Source organism: Pandoraea sp. LA3 (assembly GCF_022696215.1).
GTDB classification, from domain to species: domain Bacteria; phylum Pseudomonadota; class Gammaproteobacteria; order Burkholderiales; family Burkholderiaceae; genus Pandoraea; species Pandoraea capi.
This window is the reverse complement of sequence record NZ_PTPY01000041.1, coordinates 113,008-139,464: the sequence shown is the minus strand read 5'-3', so window position 1 is coordinate 139,464 and position 26,457 is coordinate 113,008. Positions and strand designations below refer to the sequence as shown.

26 protein-coding genes are annotated in these 26,457 nt (G+C 60.4%); 15 read left to right on the top strand and 11 right to left on the bottom strand.

Annotated elements, in window-relative coordinates; genetic code table 11:
- Position 1: 1 nt before the first annotated feature.
- The 3 genes from C5N93_RS27145 to metC are packed head-to-tail and all read right to left on the bottom strand — an operon-like array spanning position 2 to position 2,794.
- Complete coding sequence (locus C5N93_RS27145; protein ID WP_242561711.1) at positions 2-700, bottom strand: amino acid ABC transporter permease; 699 nt, start codon at positions 698-700, stop codon at positions 2-4.
- 36 nt (positions 701-736) lie between these two features.
- Positions 737-1,576, bottom strand: a complete 840-nt coding sequence (locus C5N93_RS27140) for an ABC transporter substrate-binding protein (RefSeq protein WP_242561710.1) — start codon at positions 1,574-1,576, stop codon at positions 737-739.
- A gap of 18 nt (positions 1,577-1,594) precedes the next feature.
- Positions 1,595-2,794, bottom strand: coding sequence for a cystathionine beta-lyase (gene metC / locus C5N93_RS27135; RefSeq protein WP_242561709.1), 1,200 nt, complete (start codon positions 2,792-2,794; stop codon positions 1,595-1,597).
- A gap of 471 nt (positions 2,795-3,265) precedes the next feature.
- On the opposite strand from metC, the gene C5N93_RS27130 reads away from it, so the two are divergent.
- Positions 3,266-4,060, top strand: a complete 795-nt coding sequence (locus C5N93_RS27130) for an AraC family transcriptional regulator (protein ID WP_242561708.1) — start codon at positions 3,266-3,268, stop codon at positions 4,058-4,060.
- 34 nt (positions 4,061-4,094) lie between these two features.
- Here the strand turns inward: C5N93_RS27130 and C5N93_RS27125 are convergent, their stop codons facing one another.
- Positions 4,095-4,811, bottom strand: a complete 717-nt coding sequence (locus C5N93_RS27125) for a TetR/AcrR family transcriptional regulator (RefSeq protein WP_242561707.1) — start codon at positions 4,809-4,811, stop codon at positions 4,095-4,097.
- Here C5N93_RS27125 and C5N93_RS27120 point away from each other — a divergent pair.
- A complete protein-coding gene (locus C5N93_RS27120) occupies positions 4,801-5,574 on the top strand; it encodes an SDR family oxidoreductase (RefSeq protein ID WP_242561706.1) in 774 nt (257 codons plus the stop codon). The genes C5N93_RS27125 and C5N93_RS27120 overlap by 11 nt on opposite strands.
- 223 nt (positions 5,575-5,797) lie before the next feature.
- Here the strand turns inward: C5N93_RS27120 and C5N93_RS27115 are convergent, their stop codons facing one another.
- From C5N93_RS27115 to C5N93_RS27105, 3 genes are read right to left on the bottom strand one after another with little or no spacing between them, the layout of a single operon-like run.
- A complete protein-coding gene (locus C5N93_RS27115; protein WP_242561705.1) occupies positions 5,798-6,727 on the bottom strand; it encodes a succinylglutamate desuccinylase/aspartoacylase family protein in 930 nt (309 codons plus the stop codon).
- Positions 6,728-6,745: 18 nt separating this feature from the next.
- On the bottom strand, positions 6,746-7,816 hold the full coding sequence (locus tag C5N93_RS27110; protein ID WP_242561704.1) for a porin: 1,071 nt from the start codon (positions 7,814-7,816) through the stop codon (positions 6,746-6,748).
- Positions 7,817-7,874: 58 nt separating this feature from the next.
- Positions 7,875-9,305, bottom strand: coding sequence for an MFS transporter (locus tag C5N93_RS27105; protein ID WP_242561703.1), 1,431 nt, complete (start codon positions 9,303-9,305; stop codon positions 7,875-7,877).
- Between the two features lie 248 nt (positions 9,306-9,553).
- On the opposite strand from C5N93_RS27105, the gene C5N93_RS27100 reads away from it, so the two are divergent.
- A complete protein-coding gene (locus C5N93_RS27100) occupies positions 9,554-10,483 on the top strand; it encodes a LysR family transcriptional regulator (RefSeq protein ID WP_242561702.1) in 930 nt (309 codons plus the stop codon).
- A gap of 307 nt (positions 10,484-10,790) precedes the next feature.
- Here the strand turns inward: C5N93_RS27100 and C5N93_RS27095 are convergent, their stop codons facing one another.
- From C5N93_RS27095 to C5N93_RS27085, 3 genes are all read right to left on the bottom strand, one after another.
- Positions 10,791-11,486, bottom strand: a complete 696-nt coding sequence (locus C5N93_RS27095; protein ID WP_242561701.1) for a hydrolase — start codon at positions 11,484-11,486, stop codon at positions 10,791-10,793.
- A 367-nt stretch (positions 11,487-11,853) separates the two neighbouring features.
- The gene (locus tag C5N93_RS27090; RefSeq protein ID WP_069342558.1) at positions 11,854-12,771 is read right to left on the bottom strand and encodes a LysR family transcriptional regulator; all 918 of its coding nucleotides are present in this window, start codon (positions 12,769-12,771) and stop codon (positions 11,854-11,856) included.
- Between the two features lie 53 nt (positions 12,772-12,824).
- Positions 12,825-13,757 carry a LysR substrate-binding domain-containing protein gene (locus tag C5N93_RS27085; RefSeq protein WP_242561700.1) on the bottom strand — a complete coding sequence of 311 codons (933 nt, stop codon included), beginning with the start codon at positions 13,755-13,757 and terminating at the stop codon, positions 12,825-12,827.
- Positions 13,758-13,986: 229 nt separating this feature from the next.
- On the opposite strand from C5N93_RS27085, the gene C5N93_RS27080 reads away from it, so the two are divergent.
- The 3 genes from C5N93_RS27080 to C5N93_RS27070 all read left to right on the top strand — a co-directional run bounded on the left by C5N93_RS27080 (position 13,987) and on the right by C5N93_RS27070 (position 17,879).
- Positions 13,987-14,937, top strand: coding sequence for a ring-cleaving dioxygenase (locus C5N93_RS27080; RefSeq protein ID WP_242561699.1), 951 nt, complete (start codon positions 13,987-13,989; stop codon positions 14,935-14,937).
- Positions 14,938-15,081: 144 nt separating this feature from the next.
- A complete protein-coding gene (locus C5N93_RS27075; protein ID WP_242561698.1) occupies positions 15,082-16,440 on the top strand; it encodes an MFS transporter in 1,359 nt (452 codons plus the stop codon).
- On the top strand, positions 16,437-17,879 hold the full coding sequence (locus C5N93_RS27070) for an amidase (protein WP_242561697.1): 1,443 nt from the start codon (positions 16,437-16,439) through the stop codon (positions 17,877-17,879). Before C5N93_RS27075 ends, C5N93_RS27070 begins: the two co-directional genes overlap by 4 nt.
- A 20-nt stretch (positions 17,880-17,899) precedes the next feature.
- On the opposite strand, the gene C5N93_RS27065 is transcribed toward C5N93_RS27070, so the two are convergent.
- Positions 17,900-18,802 carry a LysR family transcriptional regulator gene (locus C5N93_RS27065; protein WP_242561696.1) on the bottom strand — a complete coding sequence of 301 codons (903 nt, stop codon included), beginning with the start codon at positions 18,800-18,802 and terminating at the stop codon, positions 17,900-17,902.
- A gap of 161 nt (positions 18,803-18,963) precedes the next feature.
- Here C5N93_RS27065 and mdcA point away from each other — a divergent pair, with 161 nt between their 5' ends.
- The 9 genes from mdcA to mdcH all read left to right on the top strand — a co-directional run bounded on the left by mdcA (position 18,964) and on the right by mdcH (position 26,370).
- Entirely contained in the window at positions 18,964-20,625 is a 1,662-nt protein-coding gene (mdcA, locus tag C5N93_RS27060) for a malonate decarboxylase subunit alpha (RefSeq protein ID WP_242561695.1), read from the top strand.
- Complete coding sequence (locus C5N93_RS27055) at positions 20,625-21,518, top strand: triphosphoribosyl-dephospho-CoA synthase (protein WP_242561694.1); 894 nt, start codon at positions 20,625-20,627, stop codon at positions 21,516-21,518. Before mdcA ends, C5N93_RS27055 begins: the two co-directional genes overlap by 1 nt.
- 19 nt (positions 21,519-21,537) lie before the next feature.
- On the top strand, positions 21,538-21,840 hold the full coding sequence (locus C5N93_RS27050) for a malonate decarboxylase subunit delta (RefSeq protein WP_069342565.1): 303 nt from the start codon (positions 21,538-21,540) through the stop codon (positions 21,838-21,840).
- 11 nt (positions 21,841-21,851) lie between these two features.
- Positions 21,852-22,709, top strand: coding sequence for a biotin-independent malonate decarboxylase subunit beta (locus tag C5N93_RS27045; protein ID WP_242561693.1), 858 nt, complete (start codon positions 21,852-21,854; stop codon positions 22,707-22,709).
- Positions 22,706-23,527 (top strand): biotin-independent malonate decarboxylase subunit gamma, encoded by an 822-nt coding sequence (mdcE, locus tag C5N93_RS27040; RefSeq protein ID WP_242561692.1) that lies wholly within the window; start codon positions 22,706-22,708, stop codon positions 23,525-23,527. The genes C5N93_RS27045 and mdcE overlap by 4 nt, the downstream gene beginning before the upstream one ends.
- A gap of 76 nt (positions 23,528-23,603) precedes the next feature.
- Complete coding sequence (gene madL, locus C5N93_RS27035; RefSeq protein ID WP_242561691.1) at positions 23,604-24,002, top strand: malonate transporter subunit MadL; 399 nt, start codon at positions 23,604-23,606, stop codon at positions 24,000-24,002.
- 12 nt (positions 24,003-24,014) lie between these two features.
- A complete protein-coding gene (madM, locus tag C5N93_RS27030; RefSeq protein WP_069342569.1) occupies positions 24,015-24,779 on the top strand; it encodes a malonate transporter subunit MadM in 765 nt (254 codons plus the stop codon).
- The gene (locus tag C5N93_RS27025) at positions 24,776-25,435 is read left to right on the top strand and encodes a malonate decarboxylase holo-ACP synthase (protein ID WP_242561690.1); all 660 of its coding nucleotides are present in this window, start codon (positions 24,776-24,778) and stop codon (positions 25,433-25,435) included. The genes madM and C5N93_RS27025 overlap by 4 nt, the downstream gene beginning before the upstream one ends.
- Positions 25,432-26,370: a malonate decarboxylase subunit epsilon gene (mdcH, locus tag C5N93_RS27020; protein ID WP_242561689.1), complete on the top strand. Its 939-nt coding sequence runs from the start codon at positions 25,432-25,434 to the stop codon at positions 26,368-26,370. The genes C5N93_RS27025 and mdcH overlap by 4 nt, the downstream gene beginning before the upstream one ends.
- The last annotated feature ends 87 nt before the right edge of the window (positions 26,371-26,457 follow it).

Genomic DNA, 26,457 nt, shown 5'->3' with positions numbered 1-26,457 from the left:
CTCAAACGCTCCTAACCGGAAACTTCCGCTGATACCAGACCGAGAACGCACATATCAGAATCGATACGCCGAGGTAGGCGAACGTCGCAAACGCGAACGATTCGAATCCCCGGAACGTTGCGCTCTCGACCTGCTGCGACTGATACATCAACTCCGCAACGCCGATCACGGTCGCAATGCTCGAGTTTTTCCAAAGATTCAGCGTCTGGTTGGCCAACGGCGGCACAATCACCCGAAGCGATTGAGGCAGCACGATCAGCCGCATCGAATGAAGAAACCCGAAGCCCAGCGCGCGGCTCGCTTCCAGTTGCTCCTTCGGGATGGAACGAATCCCGCTTCGGATGTCCTCCGCCATGTAAGCTGCCGTGTACATCACCAGCGCGATCAACGCACTGACGACCTCGACATTCATGCTGTAAAGCCAAACCTTGATCACGTGCGGAAGAATCTGCGGCGCCCCGAAATACCAGAACAACATGTGCGCCAGCAGCGGGATGTTGCGCACTGTTTCCACATAGCACTGGCCCACGGCCCGTAAGCCGCGAACCGGTGACAGGCGCAATAGGGCAATACCGACGGCGAGTGGCAACGCCAGACAAAAAGCCATCAGCGAAAGCAGTAACGACAGCCTGAATCCGCTGATGAGCCACTCAATGTATTGCCCGTGCAACACGGTTGAGATGTTGAAAGTCGAGTCCATTGAGCGTCGAAGTGGTTAGGAGAATTGGATCGACGCTCAGTCGTCGATCTTGTCCGTCTCGATCTTGAAGCTACGTACCGGCAGATTGATTTTCGTGCCGGTGCCGAACCACTTTTCATACGCCTTCTGTGCTTCCCCGCTCGCCTCCATGCCAATGAGGATCTTGTCCACCTTCGCTTTCAGACGCGGCTCGTTCTTGCGAATGCCAAGCGCGATGTGCTCTTTGGAGAAATACTCCGGTAGCAGAACGTAGTCCTTCGCATCGCTGCCGATCTTGGCGAGATTGCCGACAAGGCTGGTCTCGTCGTTGACATAAGCCACGCCCCTGCCCTGCTGGAGGGCAAGCAGCGCCTGTGGATTCGTATCGAACGAAATCGTCTGGGCACCCTTGAGCTTCGCTGCGATGTTGGCTTCCATCGTCGAGCCCTTGATGGTCAGTACGCGCTTTCCATCGATATCTGCGAGCTTGCGGATACCGCTGTCACGACGCACCATCGCTTTCTGGCCGGAGATGAACGTGGAAACGGAGAAGTCGATCTGCGATTCGCGCTCTTTGTTATGCGTCAGGGAAGCGGCGATCAAGTCCACCCGTCCCTGCTGCAACTCGGGGATGCGCGCTGCGGCCGAGATCTGCTTGAGCGTTGCCTTCACGCCCAGACCTCTGGCAACGGTGTTGCAGAGATCCACGTCGTAGCCGACGATCTCACGCGTACTCGGATCTTTCATGTAACTGAACGGCTCGTCGGTACCGAGCACGCCGCACACCAATTCCCCTCGTCGCATGATGTCGTCAAGCTGATCGGCCTTTGCCGTCAGCGTGGTCGCCGACAAAACGATGGCGAGCCACGACAGGTACTTCGCGCGGTTTTGATTCATCTCATTTCTCCCGGAGTATCAAGCAGTTGTTTTGTGGGTCAGGGTACGGAGCGCCCGATCGAGATCGTCCATGAGGTCGTCGACGTTCTCGAGTCCGATGTGAAGACGCACGAGCATTCCCTCGTGTGTCCATGTCGTTGCGGTGCGTGTCTCACGGGGATCGCACGGCAGCACAAGGCTTTCGAAGCCGCCCCAGCTGTAGCCCAGGCCGAACAGCGACAGCCGGTTCACCATCGACACGACGGCGGCGGCGTCATAGGTGTCGCGAAGCAACACGCCGAAAAGACCGCATGCGCCAGTGAAATCACGCCGCCAGATCTCATGACCGGCAAACGTCGGTAGGGCGGGATGCAGGACATCGGCCACTTCGGGACGGCCGTACAGCCATGACGCGACGTTGATCGCCCCTTTCTGATGGCATGCAAGACGGGCCGCCAGCGTGCGAAGTCCGCGCAGCGCCAACGCGGCATCGTCAGCCCCCACCGCCAGCCCCAGCTCGCGATAACACGCGCGAATTTTTCCGTAGACCGGCTCCGACGCCAGGATCACCCCCATGCAAAGGTCGGCATGCCCGCCGATGTACTTCGACGCGGAGTGCACCGAAATATCGACGCCATGCGCGAACGACGCAAAATGAAGCGGCGTTCCCCAGGTGTTGTCGATCATCAGCAACGCGCCATGCGAATGGGCGATCTGCGCGAGCGCGGGGATATCCTGCATCTCGAAAGTGATCGAGCCAGGCGACTCTGCGACCACCAGACGCGTATTCGGACGCATGAGCGCACCGATCTGAGCGCCGATCGTCGGCGCGTAATACGTCACTTCCACGCCCCAACGACCGAGAGTCCGATCGCAAAATTCGCGCGTGGAGCTGTACACCGAGTCGGCCACCAGAATGTGATCGCCCGGACGCAGAACCGCTGAAATGGCCGTGGTAATGGCACTCAGACCGCTCGGTGTGAGCATCGCGCCCGCCGCGCCTTCCAGCTCGCACAGGATGCGCTCGATCTGGCGGGTCGTCGGATTGCCATGCCGACCGTAAGTGAACACGGAGCCCTTGACCGCATCGAGTTCGGCTACGGTCCCGAACGTCAGCGTCGATTGCCGGTAGACGGGGGGGCTCACCGGCGTGCCTGGCTGCGCATGCGACGCATGGTGATCGTAGCTATTCCTCAGCCGGGTACTTTGCCCGACCGTATTGTCCAACCTGTCTTCCATCGCCCTGCTCCTCTCACTGATCCTGTCATTCGATGACGCCGTCAATTTCTCGCGGCAATCGCGTCGTCAGTCATGCGTGCATGACTTGCGTTAGCGGTGCGATCGGGGATGCCACGAAGATGATCGGCGCGCCATGATCGAAATGTCATTTTTGGCTCGCGGGAGGTCTATCAAGAAATTTCAGCAACGTGCGCTTGTCAGCGCAAGGAACGTGCGCCGCCTTACCTCCATTGCAAGCGATACTCAGAGGTAAAGCGAGGGTCGCCGAGCCTTGAACGGCATTAATGATTATGCGATAGTGCTTCGCACTCGATTGCCAATCGCATTGCGCCGGTCGGGCCAATTGCGCGCTGAAAAGATCCTTCCTATCAGGGTTTACGCACTCGCAATTTGCGCGTTGAGGGAATCGAGATCTATCACGAAATTTCTGGCACGTATGACTGCGGCACCGTTAATGTGGGGGTAACGCCGATGACAGCCCATGTCACGCTCGACGCACTGGCAGGACGCGTCAATGTCGAGCTTCTCCCAGCCGCGCCCTATAGTGCTGACGATCCCGTCGAATCGCAAACGCTTGGTATTTCGCTGGGTCGTCAGCGGGGCGTGCACGCCATCGACTCTGATCGAAGGACGGATTTCTCCATTCTCCCCGGCGTATTGGCCTATACACCGGCCGGTGTGCGTGTGTTCTCCGAATCCGGTTCGGGCGGCGAATACCTTGTCATGCGATGGCGTGAGCATCCGAATGAAGATACGGGCTCGGCATGCGGCCGGCGCGTTGAAGTTTCGGGACACAATGCGGCGCTCGATCTGGGATTCACCATACGCCGTGAATTGCTGGCTGAAGACAGAGATGCGTTACGTCTGGACGAGTTGCTGGTCGCCTTCAACGCATTGCGTCCCTGGCATATCCCTAGCCGTAGCGTCGTGCTTCGCGGCATTCCGGAAGCCATTCTCGACAAGATTCAAGAGGAATTCTGGCGGCCGCTCACGCTGTCCGAACTGTCGGCAGACGCGGGGCAATCCGAGCTGCAATTTCTGCGCGAATTCAGCCGGGCACTCGGTATGACACCGCATGCCTACATCATGGAAACCCGCCTCCAGGCAGCCAGGCAGATGATTGCCAGGACCGACGCCCCGCTATCGATCGTCGCGGTCGAATGCGGCTTCTCGCATCAGTCGCACATGGGACGCATGTTCCGCATGTCGCTGGGCGTTACGCCGCAACAGTATCGTCGGACTTATGTCGCGAGCGCCCCGGCCTGAGTGCCGAAGCATGCCTTCTGGTGCGATCGGACCGCTACAAAGGCGCAGGCCATGCTCTCATTGCAATTTCCACCAATCGCTTTAACGTTTCCTCAGAAGCGCCATCGCACGCCTGTGCGGACATCCCCTGGACGACTGCGCCATAAAAGCGTGCGAGCGAGTCGGTATCGGTCTTGCGATCGAGCTCACCTTCCGCAATCGCGCGATCCAGTCGAGCCTTGAGCGTTTGCAGCCCGAGTTCACGACGCGACGCCACCGCTCTCGCAACGTCCTCGCTCTTCTCCGAGTATTGAAGAAATGCGGTCGATACCATGCAACCGCGTGGCCGTCCGGGGTCCGCGAAGCGGTACGCCGCATCAAGCAGATATAACGTTACGGCCTCGCGAGCTGCCATCTTTCCTTGTAGCGCCTCAAGACCGACCTTGGTCTCACGAACGCTGGCAAAGTCGAGCGCCTGACTAAACAGCTCGTCTTTAGATCCGTACATCGCATACAGGGAGGGCGGCGGAATCCCCATGGCCGACGTCAGATCGGCAACCGAGGTTCCCTCATATCCGTGCTCCCAAAACAGTCTCGCAGCGATCTCGAGCCCCGCATCTCGATCCAACAACCTGGGTCTACCTCGCTTCCGGCCTGGCACACTCATTTTTATATCGATCCCTATAAAAATAATTGACAACTTTTTCTTCGCATCATTATTATAGCGAACGCTATTTAATTTGACCTCGAAGGAGTTCTTGATGCCCGGCAAGCTTACAGACAAAGTGGCCCTCATAACGGGTGGCTCACGCGGTATTGGTCGCGCGGTCGCTTTGGCCTTCGCGAAGGAGGGGGCGGCACTCATCGGTGTGCATTACGCAAACCATGCGGAAGCTGCGCAGGCCACAGTGCGGGAAATCGAAGCTATCGGCTCGAAAGCCGTTGCCATACAAGCCGATTTGAATGAGGGCAAAGCAGCCGCAGACAGCATTTGGGAGCAGTTCAGGAATGCAGCGATGACAACGACCGGCGAGCCTTATATCGACATTCTCGTCAACAACGCCGGCGTAGCGTCAGCAACGTCGCTGTCCGACACCGACGAATCCCTATTCGACGAGGTGATGACTGTCAATTTCAAAGCGCCGTTCTTCCTGATCAAGGCGATTGCCAATCACATCCGGGAGGACGGACGCATTATCAATATTTCCACCGGCTTCACTCGTGTTGCCGCGCCGATGCATCCGGCATACGCCGCATCGAAAGGCGCGCTCGAGACACTGACGCTCGCGTTGGCTCCCGAATTTGGCTCCCGACGTATTACGGTGAATGCCGTCATGCCGGGTGTCACGGAAACAGACATGAATGCTGCATGGATCACCATTCCGGAGGCGCGAGCCAACGCCGAGGCAATGTCGGTTTTCTCGCGGGTAGGTCAACCATCTGACGTGGCCGACGTCATTGCCTTCCTCGCCTCGCACGAGGCACGCTGGACAACGGGGCAGGTGATCGATGCAACGGGCGGCGCCAGACTCTGACGTCATTCCCGGTCCACGTCCCGCCCCCCAAGTGAAAATATTGATGAGCAAGGGTTGGCATCGATCAAGCGCCTTCCCAAACTTTGCATTGGACCAGCCCGCCTATCGTAGACATCCTCGCGCCATGATTAATGGCAACCGAGGAGGTCTGCATGAGTGGGCCGGTACACGGAAGTTTTCACTTCCTGCCGGCGCTCCTTCTGGTACAGGTTCACCGACCGATTCACAATGGTCGAGTCAGATAGACGGCTTCGCGCCCTACGATCGCTTCCTGAGTGGGCATGAAGATGGTGCAATGGTCGCAAGGCGAGCGAATCTCGTCATCGCCATCAGTCGCAATCAGCTCGCCGCGTGAGAAAACTTCGAAGCCTGTTAGCGGCCGTACAAACGAGAACTCGGTCGTCCTGACCATGCAAACCGTTAGCAGTTCGAAGCGCCTGGGAGGGGCATGCGGTTCGATCTCATCGCGAGGCGTCGTTATCAGGCCGAAATAGGCAAGGTAGTCCTTCACGACTTCTGTTGCCAGCCTCGAAGATTCAGGCTTGAAATGCTGCCCGCACTCGATGACGACACCCGTGTTGCGAGTGAAGGAATTACCATAATGGCCATATTGCGTCAGTCCTGTTGCACCCGCCGGGCTTAGCGCAGGCGACATTTCCAGATGCAGCGGCACGCGCTGGATGGCGGACGCCAGTTCGGTATTTCGTGCGAAGGGGGGATACACCCAGAACGGCGCGACATCCGCCCTCGTCGAGTGGATATCCAACAGATGGTCTGCTGCATCAAGTGCCGGACGCAACTCCCTGGCACGACATATCTCCGGACTATTCTCCTGACCGTCCAGAATCTCCGGCGTCCAGATCCGATTCAGGTTATGCACCAGTTGACGGTTGTCATACGGACGCGCTGGATCGAACGCGTTGTAAGCCTCGACATTTGCGAAGCTTAATGTCAGCGTGCCGATGGCTGGCCTCACTTCGCTGTCGAGCAAATGTTTGACGGCGACCATTCCGCAAATTTCGTTGCCGTGTGTCAGCGCATTGACCAACACATGCGGCCCGGGCCGACCCGATTCGAATCGGTGGACGTAGTCGATACCAGTATTGCCTTTCCGATAAGAGGAGAGATCGGGTTGTGAGACGTCAAGATGCATTGCTTCGTTCCTGGTGGATCAGAAAGTGTGCGTCATGCCGACGCGAGTTACGACCTGGTGGGACGTCGATGATGCCCCGATCGTGGCGATTGAGGCCACGGTATCCGATCCGCTTGCCGTTTGAAACAGCCCGGCGACATAGACGCTGGTGCGTTTCGACAAGAGGTACTTGATCCCGGCTTCGAAATCGTACCAGCGGGAATTGGCGAGGCGTTCGACCACTGCGGCGCCGCCACAGATCAGGTTGGGACGCACGGTGTAGTCACCACCAAGACGCAGCGTCTGGTCGGTGGCGGCCTCCGCTCCGAGCGTCAGTCGGGTGTTGGTATACATCGCATCTGCCTTGAATGCGCCGAACGCCCAGGAAGCGGCGAGGTCGATGATGCGTTGATTGTCCACCGTCAGGTTGGCAGACGTATTCCGAATACCCAGGAGTGTTGCCGTACCGGTTGCGCCTGCGTGAGTAATCGCGCCATTGATGTTTGTCGTGACCGCCATCGCGCTGAATGGTCCCTGGTTATATTCGACATTCAGACTATAGGCTCGGCCGAAGTTAGTGGACCCATTGGCATTTGACGCGAAAGAATACATTGCCCCCACCTTGAAGCCGTTGATATCTCTGCTGATGAAGCGCACTGAATTGTTCAGCGCCTCGCCTGCGATGCGATCCAGGTCGGCATTTTCCACGAGATATACGCCGCAATACAGGCAGGGCGTGTACCGCTGCATGAAGTCCGTAAAATCGTATTGGCGGCCCAACGTCACCTGGCCCCAGCTATTCCTGTCGAGTCCCACATAGGCCTCGTGAGAGAACATCAGACCACTGCCAAGCGTGCCGTTGTTCAGCGAGAAAGAGCCTTCCAGTTTGAAGAGCGTATGTAGTCCGCCGCCCAGGTCCTCCCGACCTATAAACCCCAATCGATTGGAACGAGCGATGCCGTCCGCGATCGATACCGAGGACTTCCCGCCTTTGTTGTTGACATAAGTCAGGCCATCGTCCAGTACACCGTACATCGTTCCTTGAAACTGGGCATATGCCGTCGCTGAAAATCCGATGAGCAGTGCCGCCAAGAACATTGATCGGAACATACAACTCTCCCCCTGTGAGTTTTGAATTTGAGATGGTTCGGGATTTTGCGAAATGCGGTCAGAACGGGTCCGACACGCGAATAGATGTCTCGTCGAACCCGTCGGCGATGCGCGATTTCCCGTCGTGAGCAGGCACGTGTAGGTGCGAGATTGGGTCCGTCTTTTGGGGCGCAGGCGGCATGGCGTCCGGGGTCGTCGCCCCTGTGTCGTTCGTGCTGTCGATCTCCTTGCCGTTATGGTCTTTCAGGCCAAACAGCCCGAGCAACGAGAGCAGAACCATCACCAGCATGTACCAGGCCGGCGCGAGCTTGCTTCCGGTCGCATGGGTGATCCAATTGCTGACGAGCGGAGAGAATCCGCCGAAGACGGCAACACTGATGCTGTACACAAGCGACATTCCGCTGACGCGCACCGACTTCGGAAACATTTCCGGCAGCATCGTTGTTCCGGGCACGCTCTGTAAGCCGAGCGCCAATATCAACGCGCCAACAACAACGAAAAGCACGATCCAGTCGGGTCTGGCGTTGAGCCAGAAAAATGCCGGATAAATCAAGAGTGCGAGCGTGATGCCGCCGCCAACGATCAATGGCTTACGCCCTACCCGATCGGACCAGATTCCTATCGGCGCGGCGGATGCGAAGGTGACTAGCCCGGCGAAGGCGGCAGAGAACAGCGCTGTCGTGGGAGAAAATCCCAGCTCGTTGATGGCATAGGTGGGTAGGTAAAACGTCACCACGTAAGCTGCCGTGGTACGTCCCATCCCACAGAGGATGGCGCACAGTATGGTCTTGCCATGCTCGGTGCAGAGAATGGTCAGGCTGCTGCGAGCATCCCTTCTGGGATGCTCAAGCGACTCATCCAGGTGACTGCGCAGGTACATGCCGACAGGTGCGATCAGCATGCCTAGCAAGAACGGCACTCGCCAACCCCAATGCGCCATCCATTGCGGCGAGCTCAGGTACGAGAGTCCGCCAACACATGCCGCAGCCAGCAGAATCCCCAACCCCTGGCTCGCGAATTGCCAGCTCGCCATGAAACTGCGTGTTGTGGGGGTTGCGTACTCCACCAGCAAGGTTGTCGCAGCGCCAACCTCCCCGCCCGCCGAGAACCCCTGAATGAGGCGTGCCAACACGATCGTCACCGAGGCGGCGACACCGATTTGTGCATAGGTCGGTGTAAAGGCGATAACGCCACAACCCAACGCCATCAGAAAAATGGTGAGCGTCATCGCCTTCTTTCTCCCGAAGCGATCGGCGTAGGCGCCAATGGCAATGCCGCCTAACGGACGCATGATGAAACCGACACCAAACGTCGCTACCGTCGACAGAACCTGTCCATAGGGCGTTAACGTGGGAAAAAAGAGTCGGCCGATTGTCAGCGTGAGAAAGCCGAATACAGTGAAGTCAAAAAACTCCAACGCATTGCCAATGGTTGTGGCCGCGATTACGGTGCCTCGACTGGGGCGGCGATCCCGATTTCTGGGTCTCATTGTGGTTTCCTTGGCACGGGTAACGCGCGGGGACCTCGTCGCTATCGATCAGGGCACGCCATCAGCGCTCTGAGCCGGCGAGCATTGATGAATCGCGACTGCTCATCGTTTTTTTATACGTCGAGATCGTCCGGGATTCGTCCGGGCTGATTGAATTGATGAGAGTGCAGTATTGAGATGCAAAAAAAATTGATCAATGACCATTCACGGGCCATCATGTTGACGTCAATGTCAACAAATCAAACGATATGAAGCTCGAAAACCGAACTCAGGGTGAAGGGACTTTCAACTATCGAAGCCTTCGCTATCTTCGAGAAATCGAGGTGCACGGCGGGGTCCGGGCAGCCGCCGATGCGCTGTCAATTAACGCATCCGTCATTAGCCGGCAGGTGGCTGCATTGGAACGGCAGCTAGGTGTTGTGCTGCTGGAACATGTCGGCAGAAAAGTCGTGCTTTCTACCATTGGCGCCAATCTGGCGCAGCACTATGTCGACGGCTCCCGACGCGATGCGGAAATGTTCGCGCAGCTGGACGACTATCGTGGCCTGAGACGTGGACGAGTGGGCATCGCCATTGGGGAAGGATGGATCGAGACGATACTGGCCGACGTCCTGAAGAGTTTCAGCCTTGAGTTTCCGAATATCGTGGTCGATTTACGCAGCGGAGCGAAGGACCAGATTGTCGCGATGGTTCGCAATGACGAGGTTGAAATTGGATTGTGTGGGGGGGTGGGAAATGATGCATTTATTCGCGCAAAATCATTTCGAACCGCTAAATTTTGTGCGATGGTGAGTCCCGATCACACATTGGCCAGACACAAGAGCATTCGATTCCGGCAACTACTCGATGAACGCCTGATTTTCATGCCAGCGCAGTTCGGCATTCAGCAGCATATTGATGCGATTATTCAAACCGAACGGATTAGCGTGACGCCGGCCTACTACTGTGATTTGTTTTCGTCGGCGCAGGCGTTAGCGGCTGCCGGGTTGGGCGTGGCGTTCATGTCTCCTCAAACGGCAAGGCGCAATATTGAAGCCGGTAGATTGGTCGCCCTGGAGGTCGACCATCCGATTGCGCGCCAATTCTCCAGTCAGGTGATCCGGCGTGTCGGAAGACGCTTCTCACCTGCGGCCGAATCCCTCTGGAAGAAACTGCTAAAGGCAATACACCAGGCATGACAGACTAATTTCCCTGCCCGGGAGGACAGGGAAGGCCAGTCAACGGACATTTGCGATAGCGCAATCAGTAGCCCGACTGCAACGGCCACGTGCTCCAGGGCAATTTGCATGTCAGCGATGCGCTTGGGTTCATCGAGCTGCCAGAACGGGCGGATACCGCCGTCTCGATATTTTTGAAGGGGATCACGCCTCAAGCTTGACCTTCAAGTTTTGACTGCCCCGGGTATTTCAAGCCAATCGGGAGCAAGATGACTTGCTCCCGATTCTCGATGGCAACAGCTCGCGAATGACGAGCCGAGCTATCTGATTACTTCTTGCCTTCTTGCGCACCGAACATGGACTTGGCGTAGAAGATGCCCAACCCGTGAGCGCCACCGTACTTCTGGGCGATTTCGGTCACGGCCTTGTAGGTATCCTTGCGTGCCCAGTCGCGCTGGTATTCGTACAGAACCTGCATCCAGGAGACCGGCTGCGCACCCGCTTGCACCATGCGTTGCACGGCGGCGTCATGCGCTTCCTTGCTCGAACCGCCCGACGCGTCCACAACGATGTAGACCTCGTAACCTTCGTCCAATGCGCTCAGCACAGGGAGTGTCAGACAGACTTCCGTCCACAGACCCGCCATCACCAGCTTTTTGCGGCCGGTCTTCTTGACGGCGCTCACCAGATTCGGATCCTCCCACGCATTCATGATGGTTCGATCGATGATCGGCGTATTCGGGAAGGTCTTGGTAATGCTCGGATCGAGCGGGCCGGCAAAACCCGCGGAGGTGATGGAAGTCAGCACCGTGGGGACATTGAACGCCTTGGCAGTTTCAGCCAACGCCGCCACGCTATTCATCAACATATGACGGTCCTGACTTTCCACGCCGAAATACATCTGCGGTTGATGATCAATCAGGATGATGGCCGAATTTTCCGGGGTCAACAGCTTGGGGCTAGCCCCGGCGGCAAATGCCGACACCGAGGAAATACCAACCGCGAGAGCGGCCAGCACTTGCATTAATTTCTTCATCTTAATCTCTGCTTTGGAAATGAAATTGGCAACGTGACACGTGTGTGCGGACCCCGCCTAAATGGGCCATCGAAAGTCCACCGGATCCGTGAAAAGACAGCGCTGAACTTTGACAGGACTCATTCTAGGGAGAGTCCTATATGTTTAAAATGGAAATTGTGGAAACTCATGGTTTCCTTTTTTTGCATCTTAAATAGTGCGAGGGGAGATGGTTCGAGCTAGGCGCACGACACTCGCCTGGAGAGCCAGGCCCCTCTTTTGGCAGCATGGTCGCGTCGGTGGCTTCCGACGGATAGGGAAGGCATGGATGCCGGCGTACGACACCGGGAGGTTTTCGCCATCCCGGTGATATCTGTCACTGACCGTGTGCCCATGGCGCATCGGTCATGCGCTCGACCAGATAGTTGATGAGCGCCTGAACCCGAGCTGGTCGCCTGCGCCCGGGTGGCGTCACGATATGCAGCGCAATAGGCTCGACCTGCCAGTCTTCCATCGCCACTTCGAGCTCGCCTGTCTGCAACTCCCGCCACACCAGGAACTCCGCCTGCAACGCAAGTCCTTGCCCTGCCAGTAGCGCTGGCGACAAGGCGTCGGCATTGTTGGCGTGCAGTTGAGCTCGCACGATCTGCGAGTACTCTCCGTGCACGGCATGGTGAAAGCGCCAGCTTTCGCCGCTGTGCGAGTTGCTGTACTGCAATGCGCGGTGATCGGCCAGATCGCGCGGATGTTCGGGACGGCCGTGATGTTCGAAATACTTCGGCGCCCCCACCAGGAGCACGCGCACCTGGCATATCCGCCTCGCCAGCAAGCTGGAGTTCTCCATGCTCGAGATGCGAAGCGCCAGATCGAAACGGCCCCCGATCAGATCGACCTTTTCATCATTGAACTGGACATCGAGGGTGACGTCGGGATGCATCTCCAGGAATTCGGGGAGCATCGGCGCCAGGCGAGAGATCCCAAATGACATCGGTGCGGCCACGCGGATCAACCCCTGCAAGCTGGTCGAGTTTTCCGCGACGGCTGCTTCCAACGCTTCGGCTTCCTCAAGAATTCGTGTCGCGCTTTCCAACGCAGACGCACCGCTCTCGGTCAGCGAGATACGCCGCGACGTACGATGGAACAACACTGTTTTCATGCGGGCCTCCAGACGCGATATCGCCTTCGATACCGTGGCCTGGGAAAGCGAAAGATCGCTGGCAGCTCGCGCAAAGGAACCGGATTCCGCTACCTTGGCGAAAATCGCCCAGGCCTCCAGATCGGGCAGCCTTTTCATACAGACTCCTTGGCAAACAATCGGAACGACAACGCGAGATAGCGCACGAGTGGTTAACGTTCCGCCTGATCGGTCTCGCCGCTTTCGAACGCCGTCAGCGAAGGCAATGCAATCGCGAGATAGTCGAGCAGCGCGCGCACGGCCGGCATGAGTCCCGTTCGATACGGGACCAGCGCTGTGATCCTGGCATCCGCCGCCATCCAGCCGGGAAGGACTCTGCGCAACGTTCCCGCCGTCAATTCCGACTGGCAGATGTAGCCGGGCAATGCCGCGATACCCAGATTCGCACACGCGGCCTCTTTCAACGAGATCAGGTTGTTGCTCTGAAATCTGGGTTCGATCGGCACGACCGCAACGAGGTCGTCGGGACCCGCCAGTTGCCACTGCTCCACGCCCTTGCCTGATAGCGCGACGATCGCGTGCCGGGACAGATCCTGCGGCACCTCTGGCGGTGGATTCTCGGTCAGATATCTGGCGCCCGCAAACAAGTACCAGGGCGCACGCGCAAGCGGGAGTTGAACGAGATTGGAATCCTGCAACTGCGAGCTATGGCCCCGGATTGCAAGATCAAAACCTTCACCCACGATATCGACCAGCCTGTCGGTGGACGTCTCGACGATCTTGACCTTGGGATGCTTTGCCAGAAAATCCGGCAGCACGTCACGTAGCAGGAACTGCGCAATCTCGGCCGCCGTCGTCATGCGAACGACACCGCTCGGCTCCGTCAGACGCTCACGCATCGCCTCCTCGGCCACTTCGGCGCTGCGCAGCAGTGCCGTGGCGTACTGGTAAAACTCCGCCCCGACCTCAGTCATCGCGAATTGCCGGGATGTGCGATTGATCAGACGAACGCCCAGCGACGCCTCCAACGCTTTGAGTCGATGACTGAGCGTCGATTTCGGCAGACGCAGTACCTCACCAGCCGAAGTGAATCCACCCCGGTCGACTACCTGCACAAAGTAATAAACGTCCTTCAGGTCGAGCATGGAAAGAGATGTTGAGAATTCGTCGTCCGGGCAGAGCCGACACCAGGGGCGTCTCGGCAGCACGATCTTACGTCATCGCAGCAACGCTCGCCTACGCCTCATTCAATCGTTCGGATTTTGCGAACCTTCCGTGCAGGTTTTGACGCCTTCTCAAGCAAATTCCGGAGATTTAGCTTATCGGCAGGGACGCCATGCGCCACCTCTTCATATCGATACATCGGAGCAGACAATGTCAATCATCAAGGGATTCCACCACCTGACGGCCGGCGTGCGGCACGCGCAGGAAGACGTGGATTTTTACGTCAAGTTGCTCGGGCAAACCCTCGTCAAAAAGACGGTGTTGCTCGACGGCGAAGACCCCATTTACCACCTCTACTACGGCAACGCGAACGGAGAACCGGGGACTTTGGTGACGTCGTTTCCGTTCCGCCAGCGCGGCGTGATGGCACGCCCTGGGTCGGGTCAGGTCAGGTTCATCAATTACTCGGTGCCGTCGAATTCCCTCGAATTCTGGCGTGAGCGCTTCACGGCCAAAGGCATCGCCTTCGCCGCTGAGATGACCGAGCGCTTTGGCGAGCGCCGACAGCGTTTCCAACACCCGTGCGGCATCGAATTCGATCTGGTCGAGACGGACCTCGACACGCGCCAGCCCTGCGTCGCCAATGACATTCCAACGAGGTATGCCATTCGTGGCGTACACAGCATCACGCTGTCGTTGCGGGAGGTGGAAGAGTCGGTGCGTTTCATGAGCGACGCCATCGGCTTCCGTCTGGCGGCACAGTCCGGCCCGTACTTCCGCTTCGAGACCCACACGGGCGGTCCCGGCACGGTGGTCGAATTCCTGCACGAGCCCGACCGCCTGCAAGGCTCGACCGTCTACGGTGAGGGCACCGTTCACCATGTCGCCTTCGCGGTCGACAACATGGACGACCAGATGGCGCTGAAAGAGAAACTCATGGCGCTCGGCTACATCGACACATCGGAATCGGTGAATCGAAACTACTTCCGTTCAATGTATTTCAAGATGCCTGGCGGGGTGATGTTCGAGGCCGCCACGACAGACATCGGCTTCGCCATCGACGAAGCGCCCGATCATCTCGGCGAAGAATTCCAGCTTCCGCCCTGGCTCGTGAATCGCAAGGACGAACTGCTCGCCCGACTTGAGCCCATCACCGTCTGACACAGTCCGACGCGCCGAAACGCACAGGTCCGGCCCGGCAGGGCCGGGCCGACGCATGCCCAAAAAATGAATAAGCCGCCCGCCGCTTCTCGTACGCGCCCGACACGACGAAAAGGTGCGGAGCACGGCAACCGGAGACTTCCATTGAACGCCCCTGAAATCCACGGCGCGACAAGCGCCCCCTCCCCTGCCATCCAAAGGAACGTCGTTGCCGCGCTCATCGGCAACGCCCTCGAATGGTACGACTTCATCATCTACGGCTTCATGGCGCAGGTCATCGCGACCGTCTTTTTTCCTTCGGACGGAAATCGCTATGTGTCGTTGTTGCTGACCACTGCCGTATTCGGCGCAGGTTTCGTCATGCGACCGGTCGGCGGCATATTGCTGGGCATTTATGCCGACAAGCGCGGCCGTAAGCCCGCGCTGCAAATGATCATGTACCTGATGAGCGCGGCCATTCTCATGATCACGTTCGCGCCGCCCTATGCGGCGATCGGCATCGGCGCCCCGGTCATCATCCTGATTGCGCGGCTGCTGCAAGGCGCCGCCACGGGGGGGGAATTCGCAAGTGCAACGTCGTTTCTGACTGAGCTGGCCCCGCCCGGCAAGAAGGGTTTTTATGCATCGTGGCAGTTCTTCGGACAGTTTCTCGCAGTCCTCGTTGGCTCTTCGATGGCCGCGCTGCTGAATCGAAGTCTCACACCCGAGAGTCTGGAGAGTTGGGGCTGGCGCGTAGCCTTTCTTGCCGGCCTTGCCATTGCCCCCGTCGCAATATGGATGCGACGGCATCTTGAGGAAACGCCCGTCTTTCTCGAAGCTGAACAGCAGGCCCCGACGCAGGCATTCACCGAGTCGCTGAAAAGCAACTATCGCGGCATCCTCGTCAGCTTCCTGCTTAACGTGCCAGGCACTGCCGTCTTCTACGTCGTGTTGGTCAACATGCCGGGCTACGTGAGCAAACAGTTCGGCATTCCTGCGGATCAAAGCTTCACCATTCAGATGATTGCGGTGCTCTGGCTGGTTATCCTGACACCGACCATCGGCTGGTTCTCCGACAAGGTCAGCAAGCGCGCCTTCCTGACTTTTGCCTATGGCGGCCTGCTTCTGAGCATCTATCCCATGATGCAATGGCTCGGCGAAAGCCCCAGTACCGCACGACTGCTCGTCATGCAGATCGTTCTGTGCACGTTCCACGCAATCGTCTGCGGCGTACTCGCGCCCGCCATGGCCGAGCAATTGCCCGTTCGCGTCCGATCTACCGGCATGACTATCGGCTACAACCTCGCGGTCATGGTCTTCGGCGGATTTGCACCGTTCACGCTGGTCTGGCTGACGCAAGCCACCGGCTCATCGTTCGCCCCGGCCTTCTATCTGATGGTCTGCGCACCGATCGGGCTGCTGGGATGCGCCTTCATGAAGGGACGCAAGCGCGACGCACACCGCTTGAGCGCCGCCAATGAGCACACCGAGTCGCAAACCAATCGTCACGCCGTATCGAAATGAAAAAAGCCTCACATCGCTCATCGGATCTGGTTCAGTTCAGTGCTCTCGAACTGTCGGCGGCCATTCACGCACGAGACGTGTCGTGCCGTGAGGTCATGACGGCCTATCTCGACCAGATCGGGCGCATCAATCCGAAGGTCAATGCCATCGTGTCGCTGCAACCGGAAGCGCAGTTGATGGCACAGGCGTTGCGCTGCGACGAACAGCTCGCCAGCGGCGAAACCGTTGGCTGGATGCACGGCTTTCCGCAGGCCATCAAAGATCTTTCGGCCACAGTCGGCATTCCCAGCACCATGGGATCGCCATTGTTTCGCGACTTTCTCCCGACCAGCGACGGCATTGCCGTCGCTCGTATGAAGCAGGCCGGCGCCATCATCATCGGCAAGACGAATGTGCCGGAATTCGGCGCGGGCTCCCAGACCTACAACCCGGTGTTCGGCTCGACCAAGTGCGCATACGACGAGACACGCACAGCCGGTGGCAGTAGTGGCGGCGCGGCCGTCGCATTAGCCACGCGGATGCAGGCGGTCGCAGACGGCAGCGACATGATGGGATCGCTGCGCAACCCGGCAGCATTCAACAATGTCTTCGGATTCCGGCCAAGCTTCGGCGTGGTGCCGATCGGCTCCCCCGAACTCTATCTCCAGCAGTTGGCAACCGACGGCCCGATGGGGCGCAACGTGCCCGACATGCTGGCGTTGTTGCGCACGCAGGCCGGCTACCACGCGAGCGTGCCGCTCTCGCGCGATCTGCCTGCCTTTGGCGACGATCTGAGCCTGAATGGCGGCGACATTCGCATCGGATGGCTCGGCAACTACCGCGACTACCTGGCGATCGATCCCGACATCCTCCGTCTGTGCGAGACCGCGCTAAGACAGCTCGAAGCGCTGGGGTGCCGGGTCGATGCCACGCACCCTGACTTCTCCATGGCCGAGCTATGGCATGGCTGGCTGACGCTTCGTCAATGGTCGGTGGCCAGCGCGCGATATGCCGACTATGAGGAGCCGGAAAGACGGGCGACGATGAAGCCGGAAATCATCTGGGAGATCAAGCGCGGATTGCAATTGTCCGCGCTGGACATCTATCAGGCCTCGGCCATACGAAGCCGTTGGTATCGCGCGGTGATGGCACTGTTCGACACCTACGACTTTCTGGTGCTGCCTTCGGCGCAAGTCTTTCCTTTCGATGCCGATCAGCATTGGCCGAGAGTCATCGGCGACCGGACCATGGACACGTATCACCGCTGGATGGAAGTCGTGATTGGTCCCACGATGGCCGGTTTGCCTGCCGTCAATGTGCCGGTGGGCTTCGGCCCGCATGGCCTGCCGATGGGCATGCAAATCATCGGACGGCCGCACGCAGACATCGAGGTACTCAAGATCGCCCACGCCTATGACGCCGTCACCGGATGGGTCGAGAAACGTCCACCGGCCTGCTGAGGGCAACGTTTGTCGGCAGACTACCGTCTGAGCATGCGGCACTCCGCACTCAGGGCGAGCAGGTTGGGATCGCGTTCGCGATTCCGAGGCAGCACCAGCACGATATTCTGGCTTCGCGCGTATCGCCCGATGAGCGGAATTAACTGCACCTTCGGGCTGAAATCTGCGACGCGTCGGGGCAGTAGCGCGTAGCCGATGCCGCCGCTCACGAGATTGATCAGTGAAAAGATGTCGCCCACCTGCATCGCGATATCGGGATCGAATCCTGCGAGGTCGAAGGCCGATTTGAAGTCGTGATACGTCGCGAATTCGTCGCCCAGCGATACGAACTTTTCATGACGTACGACCTTGAGGTCGATTGCCGCCTCTTTCGCATAGGGCGAACCCAGCGGCGCGGCGAACAGGATATCGTCCTCGAACATCGGCACGACCATCATCGCGGGGTTTTTCGGCGGTGCGCCAAGCGCAATCACGATGGCGTCCAGCAAGCCGTCATCCAGTTTGGACAGCAGGTCGCGGTTCGAGCCGAGGGTCAGGTCGATATCCAGCGCAGGCCTGCGCGTTTTCAGTCCCACCAGCAATCGCGGAATCGTTCCCACGGTCATCGAGTAGAGCCCCCCGATCTTGAGTCGCGTGGACGTGAATCCGGCCGCCTCCCGCGTTCGCTGCACCCCGGTCTCGCACTCGCTGAGTATTCGCGCCGCGTGCTCCGAGAACACGTACGCGGTTGCGAGCGGGATCAACTTCCGGCCATCCTTCTTGAACAGCGGACAGCGAAGCCCCGTCTCGAGCGAATGGAGCGCCCGGTGCACGCTCACCGTACTCTGCCCGAGCACGTCCGATACCTGCGCCATGTTGCCCAGGGCCATGAACGCCTGAAAGACTTCCAGCTTCTTCAGGGTAATGCCGTCGTCGATTGCCATGCCGGTACCTCGCTCGGATTCGATGCAGCCTCCGATCCCGGGGCCGCTGACGCCAATTATTAACCTAAAGCTAATAAACCGACACCTAGGTTGATTGAAATGAAGGGTTTTGCCGAATATGTTTGACGTTACTGACGACTCGAACCGCTGGAACCCACGACATGCAAGAGATCCCCGCAATCCCGGCCAAGTGGCGTCGCCGACGCGACGAGAAGGAGCGCCGCCTCGCTGCGGCCCGCAGGATCGCCAACGGCAAGGTCATTGACACGAGCGACATCGTTGCGGCGCTGGAGGTGCTGATCACCCCGGGCGATCGCGTCGTGCTCGAAGGCAACAACCAGAAGCAGGCGGACTTCCTCTCGCGCTCGTTGGCTCAGGTCAATCCCGACGCGGTGCACGATCTGCATATGATCATGCCCAGCGTCGGCCGGGCCGAACACCTCGACCTCTTTGAGGCCGGCATCGCCAGGAAGCTGGACTTCTCCTTCGCGGGGCCGCAGAGCCTGCGCATCAGTCAGTTGCTTGCCGACGGTCAGCTGGAAGTCGGCGCCATCCACACCTACATCGAGCTGTACGCGCGACTCGTGGTCGATCTGATCCCGAACGTTGCGCTGGTCGCCGGGTTCAAGGCCGACCGCGACGGAAACATCTACACCGGCCCGAGCACGGAAGACACGCCCGCGCTGGTCGAACCTGCGGCGTTCTCGGATGGCATCGTCATCGTGCAGGTCAACGAAATCGTCGACGACGTTGCCGAACTGCCGCGCGTCGATATCCCCGCTTCGTGGGTGGACTTCGTTGTCGTAGCGGACAAGCCGTTTTTCATCGAGCCGCTGTTCACCCGCGATCCCCGGCTGATCAAATCCGTGCATGTGCTAATGGCGATGATGGCCATTCGCGGCATTTATGAGCGGCACAACGTGCAGTCCCTCAACCACGGCATCGGCTTCAATACAGCCGCCATCGAACTGATTCTGCCGACGTACGGCGAGCGCCTCGGGCTGAAAGGCAAAATCTGCCGGAACTGGACGCTGAATCCGCACCCGACGCTGATCCCCGCGATCGAATCGGGCTGGGTCGAAAGCGTGCATTGCTTCGGCACGGAGCTTGGCATGGAGCGCTATGTCGCCGCACGTCCGGACGTTTTCTTCACTGGCCACGACGGCTCGCTACGCTCCAACCGGATGCTCTGCCAACTCGCCGGTCAGTACGCGGTCGATCTCTTCATCGGCGCCACACTGCAAATCGACGGCGACGGCCATTCGTCCACCGTGACGCGCGGGCGGCTCGCCGGCTTCGGCGGTGCGCCGAACATGGGACACGATCCGCGTGGACGGCGTCACCCCACCCCTGCCTGGCTCGACATGACGCAGCCAGACACCCTGCTGGAACGCGGCAGGAAGCTCGTGGTGCAGATGGTCGAGACGTTCCAGGAGGGCGGAAAGCCGACGTTCGTGGAGACGCTGGACGCCGTTTCCGTGGCGAAGCAAAGCGGCATGCCACTCGCCCCGGTCATGATCTACGGCGACGACGTCACCCATCTGCTCACCGAAGACGGCATCGCCTACCTCTACAAGGCGCGCTCGCTGGAAGAGCGGCGCGCGATGATCTCGGCCGTGGCCGGTGTCACCGCCATCGGGCTGAAACACGATCCGGCCGACACCGCCGCGATGCGTCGCGACGGACTCATTGCGCTGCCGGAAGACCTCGGCATTCGCCCAACGGACGCCAGTCGCGAGTTGCTGGCGGCCAAGAGCATCGGCGAACTGGTCGAATGGTCGGGCGGCCTCTACGACCCGCCTGCGCGCTTCCGGAGCTGGTAATGGACAAGGCCCTGATTCGACAGATCGAGTCGCCGTCGCAGCCCATCGAACTCGCGACGAGACTCGCCACGCTCGTCGAATTCGCATTGATCGACGAAGTGACCCTGTCCCCCAAGCCGGGGCTGGTCGACGTGCGGGGAAGCGGTTCGCATCACGATCTCACCTGGGCGTTGATGGTGCGCTCCGCCAACGTGCTTCGCCCGACCTTCGAGGCGATGGCCAGGGCAGGCGTGCTGATCGGCGACCCCATGCGCCTGCGCGAGCAAATCGGCCGTCTCGGGCGCCTCGGAGAAAAGGCCATGCTCGCGGCGAGCGGCGGCGTCAACACCCATCGCGGTGCGATCTGGGCGCTGGGTCTGCTGATCACCGCTGCCGCACAGGCGCCCAACACGCTGGGAGCGACGGCCGTCGCACGTCGCGCCTCAGCACTTGCCCGCCTGCCCGATCGCTTCGCGCCCTGCGCCACCGGCCACAAAGGGGAACGCGCCTGTCTCGACTATGGCGTCGGTGGGGCACGGGGACAAGCATGGGCCGGCTTTCCTCACGTCACGAAAGTCGCACTCCCCGCACTCAGGCGAGCTCGTGCGGCAGGGGTGCGCGAGGACCACGCCCGTGTCGACGCCCTGCTCGCCGTGATGGCGACGCTTGACGACACCTGTGTACTCGCGCGAGGCGGCCCCGACGGCCTGCATGCTGTGCAAAGCGGCGCGAGCGCCGTGCGCGCAAGCGGCGGGCTATCGACGCCGCAAGGTCGACGCCGGTTCCGACAGTTCGAGTCCGACATGCTCGCCCGCCATATCTCGCCCGGTGGTGCGGCCGACATGCTCGCGGCGGCTCTTTTCCTCGACCGGTTGTCGCGCAGCGCACGCCTTCGTCCCAATCACCGCTCTTAAGTCTTTCGGAAAGACGTCCATGGAACGACTTCAATTTCATTTCTCCGGCGGCGCACCCAGCGCGGGCCGCACGTGTGTGGGGGTCGTCGGCTCGGGCGACCTGGAAGTTCTGCTGACCCCGGGAACGTCGGGCAGCATCCACGTCGAACTCACCACATCGCTCAATGGCATGTCCGGCATCTGGCAGGCACAGCTCGATCGCATCTTTGCCTCACACACGTGGCCGGCGCTCAACATCGAAATCAACGATTTCGGCGCGACCCCGGCCGTTGTTCGCCTTCGCCTCGAACAGGCGCGCGAAGCGCTCGAATCTCTGCAATAAAGGCCAACGAGATGACGAAAACTCCGATACAACGAGACAGCTTCATCGAGCGCGACGCACGCCGCCGCGCTATCGCCTTGCTCGATGCCGGCACATTCCGCGAACTGCTCGATCCGTTCGAGCGTTTGTCCTCTCCATGGCTGCCGCGTCAGGGCATCGTCACGCAGGCAGACGACGGTGTGGTCGTCGCGCGCGGTACGCTCGACTCGCAACCGGCCGTGGTCCTTGCTATCGAAGGCGCCTTTCAGGGCGGCAGCATGGGCGAAGTCTCCGGTGCGAAAATCGCAGGCGCGCTCGAGTGCGCCATCGAGGACAACCGCAACGGGATTCCGACGCGCGCCGTCATCGTCTTCGAGACGGGTGGCGTGCGGCTTCAGGAAGCCAATCTCGGGCTCGCCGCCATCGCAGAAATTCACGCCGCGATCCACGAGCTCAGAACGTTCGGCCCCGTCATCGGCATCTCGGCGGGCGTGGTCGGCTGCTTCGGCGGCATGAGCATTGCCGCCGGCATGTGCAGCTATCTCCTTGTCACACGTGAAGCACGGCTCGGGCTCAACGGTCCGTCCGTGATCGAGCAGGAAGCGGGTGTCGAGGAGTACGACTCGCGCGACCGCCCCTTCATCTGGAGTCTGACTGGTGGAGAACAGCGCATGGCGACGGGCCTGGTCGATGCCTGCGTCGACGACGATATCGCGATCATCCGCACGCAGGTGCTGACATGGCTGCGCGATGGTGTCCCCAAGTCCACGCGCAGCGAACGGATCGGGTATTACCTCGACCGGTTGATGCAGATGGACGTCACCCATCAGCCTTCCCCGGAAGACGTGCGCGCGCTCTATGCCAGCGCACGAGCAGGAGACCTCTCATGAGCAATTCCGAACGATCCCCACGCGGCGCCGTCTGGATGCGCGCACTGACATCCGAGGCGGTACCTTGCATCGAAACCGGCGATTACGGCAACACGTTGCGGGTGGTGGACGCGTCGCTAGGCGATTCTCCGGCGCGCTTCATCGCCGTGGTACCCGACGCAAACAACCGGTTCCCGCGTGTGCGGCATGGCGAAGTCGGTCTGATCGAGGGCTGGCAACTGGCCCGCGCCGTGCGCGACGCCATGGCGCGCGACCGGAACAGCACTCGCAAGTGCGCCATCGTCGCGGTCGTGGATGTCGCCAGTCAGGCTTACGGGCGGCGCGAAGAAGCCTTCGGCATCCACCTCGCGTTGGCCGCTGCTGCCGATGCCTATGCCGCTGCGCGTCTGGCCGGGCATCCGGTGATCGCGCTCATCGTCGGACGGGCAATGTCCGGCGCGTTCCTCGCGCACGGATATCAGGCCAACCGTCTGATAGCGCTCGATGACCCGGGCGTGATGATCCACGCCATGGGAAAGCACGCCGCCGCCCGCATTACCCAGCGCTCGGTGGGTGAGCTTGAAGCGCTCGCGCAAACGATTCCCCCGATGGCATACGACATCTCCAGCTTCGCGTCGCTGGGCCTCTTGTGGCGTCTGCTGAAGGTCAGCTCCGCACAACACCCCACCCCTCACGATGTCTGCGAAGTCCGCGATGTGCTGATACAGACGCTGGCGGATATTCAGGCGGATCCGTCACGCGGTCTTGCCGGCCGGCTTGGCGCGCCATCGCGACAAGCCTCCTCGGCCGTGCGCGAAAGAATGAAGTTGATTTGGTAGCAGCCCCCCGACAACCCGGCACTTGCCATAACACCAGAAAAGCCGGGTTGGCGTTACATCCTCCAGGAGACAGCAAGTGATTATTTACGGTACGACCCTGCTCGCGATCTGCCATCTCGCGGGCATCTTCCTCGGCGATCTGCTTGGTCAGGCCATTGGCGTTAAGGCCAACGTTGGCGGCGTCGGCATTGCCATGCTGCTGTTGATTTGCGCCCGCCTTTATCTGCACCGGCGTGGCCTGATGCCGGCGGCGACCGAAGCCGGCGTGTCCTTCTGGGGCGCAATGTACATCCCCGTCGTGGTCGCGATGGCCGCCCAGCAGAACGTCGTAACGGCATTGCGTGGCGGTCCGGTCGCGCTGCTTGCTGCGATCGGCGCGGTGCTTGTCTGCGGTGTCGCCATCGCCCTGATCAACCGGACGGGCAACGCGCAACCGTTGCCGCCGCTGTCCGAGTCGGCACCAACCAACGCCTGAGAGGCAACCGCCATGCTATCCATGTTCGAGAAAGTCTTGCAGCACAACGGATTGGTCACGGCCTTCGCGCTCGTCGGCATCATCATGGGGCTTTCCATGTGGCTGTCCCGACGGCTGACTTTCGGGCGTGTTCACGGCTCGGCCATCGCCATCATGATCGGCCTAGTACTCGCCTATTGGGGCGGCGTCGCCGCAGGAGGGCAACAGGGGCTCGCGGACGTCTCCCTGTTCAGCGGCATCGGGTTGATGGGAGGTGCGATGTTGCGTGACTTCGCCATCGTTGCCACTGCGTTCGAAGTGCAGGTCGCCGAAGCCCGCAAGGCGGGACTGATCGGCGCGATCTCGCTGATTCTCGGAACCGTGCTGCCCTTTGTCGTCGGGGCGTCGCTGGCACATGCCTTCGGCTACACCGATGCCGTGAGCATGACCACCATCGGCGCGGGCGCCGTGACCTATATCGTCGGTCCCGTCACCGGTGCGGCCATCGGCGCGAGTTCCGACGTGATGGCGCTTTCGATCGCCGCCGGCCTCATCAAGGCCATCATCGTCATGGTCGGCACGCCGTTTGCCGCGCGTCTGCTCGGGCTGAACAACCCGCGCGCGGCGATGGTGTTCGGAGGATTGGCGGGTACGGTCAGCGGCGTGTCGGCGGGGCTTGCGGCAACCGATCGCCGGCTGGTGCCCTACGGTGCACTCGTCGCCACCTTCCATACAGGGCTGGGCTGTCTGCTCGGGCCCTCGCTGTTGTTTCTCGCGACGAAGGCTGTCGTGCAATGACACCTGCCATCGCCACGCATCGGCCATCATTGCGTCCGCACGATCTGCTCTGGTGCGATGAACTCGTGTTTCCGCCAGAACCGTGCGTTCCGGCGTGGGCGCACGACGCTATGACAGCCAGCGTGCCGGTCGTCGTACGAAGGGCCCCCGACGCGCAGCCCGGCCTCGTGCCGGTGGGGTTACGAGGCACGACTCGGGATCAACGTGTCGCGGCGCACGCGTCGTATCGGGCGGTGCGGCGCGTGGTCACGCCGGAGTCGCTGATCGATGGGGTGCGCGATGCGTGTAACACCGATGTACTGCCCTGTCTGACGGCGCTTCGCGAGCTTGCTCCCGCCCTGAATGCACTCGGCCTGCACTGGGGACCCACCGGAGGCGTCGGCTTTGCGCTGGCGACCGGAATGCCGGTGCTGCACACGCAAAGCGATCTCGATCTCGTGGTTCGCCTGCCCTTTCGACCAGCGGACTCGCAAGTCGATACGCTCGCGTGGATCGCCCGCGACACCGTTTGCCGGCTCGACATACAGATCGATACGGGGGGCGGTGGTTTCTCGCTTCGCGAGTGGTTGAGCTCGCCGACGCGCACCCTAGTGAAGACCCAATGGGGGCCGAAGCTCGTTGTGGACCCGTGGGACAACCCGGGAGACGCGCCGTGAGCGTCTTGTTCACCTACCCCGGTCAGGGCGGGCAGCGCATCGGCATGCTGGATTCGTTGCCCGACACGCCGGAAGTTCACAAAACGTTGGCTGAAGCGCGTGACGTCATCGGCATCGATCCGTCGGCACTTTGCACCGAATACGCGTTTCGTTCGACGACGTCCGTACAGTTGGTGCTGTTGGTGGCGGGTGTCGCGATGACACGGGCGCTCGCCGCCTTGCATGCGACGCCGGCCATCGTCGCCGGACACTCGATCGGCGCGTGGGCGGCGGCGGTCGCAGCGGGTGCCGTAAGCTTCGACGATGCGCTGCGGCTCGTTCGTTTGCGGGGACGTCTGATGGAGACCGCGTATCCGAACGGCTACGGGATGACCGCGATCACCGGGCTACCCGTTGCCACCGTGACCGCGATCGTGCATCAGGTGCACACCGCCGACACGCCTGCGTATGTGGCCAATCTGAATGCCGAGCATCAGATCGTCGTAGCGGGCAGCACGGGCGCATTGAACAGCGTTCGGCTTCTCGCATTGAAGGCGGGTGCCGCGAAAGCGGTTCGGCTTGCCATGACCGTGCCGTCCCACTGCGAGTTGCTCAACAGCCAGGCAAAGACGCTGGCGGAGGCCACCGCAAACGTTCGCGTGCAATGTCCGAGGATGACCTACATCAGTTGCACACGCGCACGTGCGCTCTTTCATCCCGACGACATCGCCGAGGATCTCGCGTGGAACATGGCGCGCCCGGTGAACTGGCAGGACACCCTTCGCCATGCCTATGAGCGCGGTGCCAGGCTTGCCGTCGAGATGCCGACGGGCGGCATCCTGACGCGACTCAGTCAGCCGGTGTTCGGCGACGGCGGCGCCATCGATAGCGATTCGATGACGCTGCCGTCGGTCTCAACGCGAATCGCTCAGATTCTGAGGGCAGATCAGTGCTGAAGAGCGCCGCGCAAGTTGGGTAAACACCGGAGTCTAGTGACGATGCTTGAGCACAACCCTTCGGCGCTCCACATTGCGCGTTGCCCG

What these genes read in the sequence shown, in the direction of transcription:
- C5N93_RS27145 (WP_242561711.1), bottom strand. Translation starts at nt 700, where the DNA reads ATGGACTCGACTTTCAACATCTCAACCGTGTTGCACGGGCAATACATT.
- C5N93_RS27140 (WP_242561710.1), bottom strand. Translation starts at nt 1,576, where the DNA reads ATGAATCAAAACCGCGCGAAGTACCTGTCGTGGCTCGCCATCGTTTTG.
- metC (WP_242561709.1), bottom strand. Translation starts at nt 2,794, where the DNA reads ATGGAAGACAGGTTGGACAATACGGTCGGGCAAAGTACCCGGCTGAGG.
- C5N93_RS27130 (WP_242561708.1), top strand. Translation starts at nt 3,266, where the DNA reads ATGACAGCCCATGTCACGCTCGACGCACTGGCAGGACGCGTCAATGTC.
- C5N93_RS27120 (WP_242561706.1), top strand. Translation starts at nt 4,801, where the DNA reads ATGCCCGGCAAGCTTACAGACAAAGTGGCCCTCATAACGGGTGGCTCA.
- C5N93_RS27115 (WP_242561705.1), bottom strand. Translation starts at nt 6,727, where the DNA reads ATGCATCTTGACGTCTCACAACCCGATCTCTCCTCTTATCGGAAAGGC.
- C5N93_RS27110 (WP_242561704.1), bottom strand. Translation starts at nt 7,816, where the DNA reads ATGTTCCGATCAATGTTCTTGGCGGCACTGCTCATCGGATTTTCAGCG.
- C5N93_RS27105 (WP_242561703.1), bottom strand. Translation starts at nt 9,305, where the DNA reads ATGAGACCCAGAAATCGGGATCGCCGCCCCAGTCGAGGCACCGTAATC.
- C5N93_RS27100 (WP_242561702.1), top strand. Translation starts at nt 9,554, where the DNA reads ATGAAGCTCGAAAACCGAACTCAGGGTGAAGGGACTTTCAACTATCGA.
- C5N93_RS27095 (WP_242561701.1), bottom strand. Translation starts at nt 11,486, where the DNA reads ATGCAAGTGCTGGCCGCTCTCGCGGTTGGTATTTCCTCGGTGTCGGCA.
- C5N93_RS27090 (WP_069342558.1), bottom strand. Translation starts at nt 12,771, where the DNA reads ATGAAAAGGCTGCCCGATCTGGAGGCCTGGGCGATTTTCGCCAAGGTA.
- C5N93_RS27085 (WP_242561700.1), bottom strand. Translation starts at nt 13,757, where the DNA reads ATGCTCGACCTGAAGGACGTTTATTACTTTGTGCAGGTAGTCGACCGG.
- C5N93_RS27080 (WP_242561699.1), top strand. Translation starts at nt 13,987, where the DNA reads ATGTCAATCATCAAGGGATTCCACCACCTGACGGCCGGCGTGCGGCAC.
- C5N93_RS27070 (WP_242561697.1), top strand. Translation starts at nt 16,437, where the DNA reads ATGAAAAAAGCCTCACATCGCTCATCGGATCTGGTTCAGTTCAGTGCT.
- C5N93_RS27065 (WP_242561696.1), bottom strand. Translation starts at nt 18,802, where the DNA reads ATGGCAATCGACGACGGCATTACCCTGAAGAAGCTGGAAGTCTTTCAG.
- mdcA (WP_242561695.1), top strand. Translation starts at nt 18,964, where the DNA reads ATGCAAGAGATCCCCGCAATCCCGGCCAAGTGGCGTCGCCGACGCGAC.
- C5N93_RS27055 (WP_242561694.1), top strand. Translation starts at nt 20,625, where the DNA reads ATGGACAAGGCCCTGATTCGACAGATCGAGTCGCCGTCGCAGCCCATC.
- C5N93_RS27050 (WP_069342565.1), top strand. Translation starts at nt 21,538, where the DNA reads ATGGAACGACTTCAATTTCATTTCTCCGGCGGCGCACCCAGCGCGGGC.
- C5N93_RS27045 (WP_242561693.1), top strand. Translation starts at nt 21,852, where the DNA reads ATGACGAAAACTCCGATACAACGAGACAGCTTCATCGAGCGCGACGCA.
- mdcE (WP_242561692.1), top strand. Translation starts at nt 22,706, where the DNA reads ATGAGCAATTCCGAACGATCCCCACGCGGCGCCGTCTGGATGCGCGCA.
- madM (WP_069342569.1), top strand. Translation starts at nt 24,015, where the DNA reads ATGCTATCCATGTTCGAGAAAGTCTTGCAGCACAACGGATTGGTCACG.
- C5N93_RS27025 (WP_242561690.1), top strand. Translation starts at nt 24,776, where the DNA reads ATGACACCTGCCATCGCCACGCATCGGCCATCATTGCGTCCGCACGAT.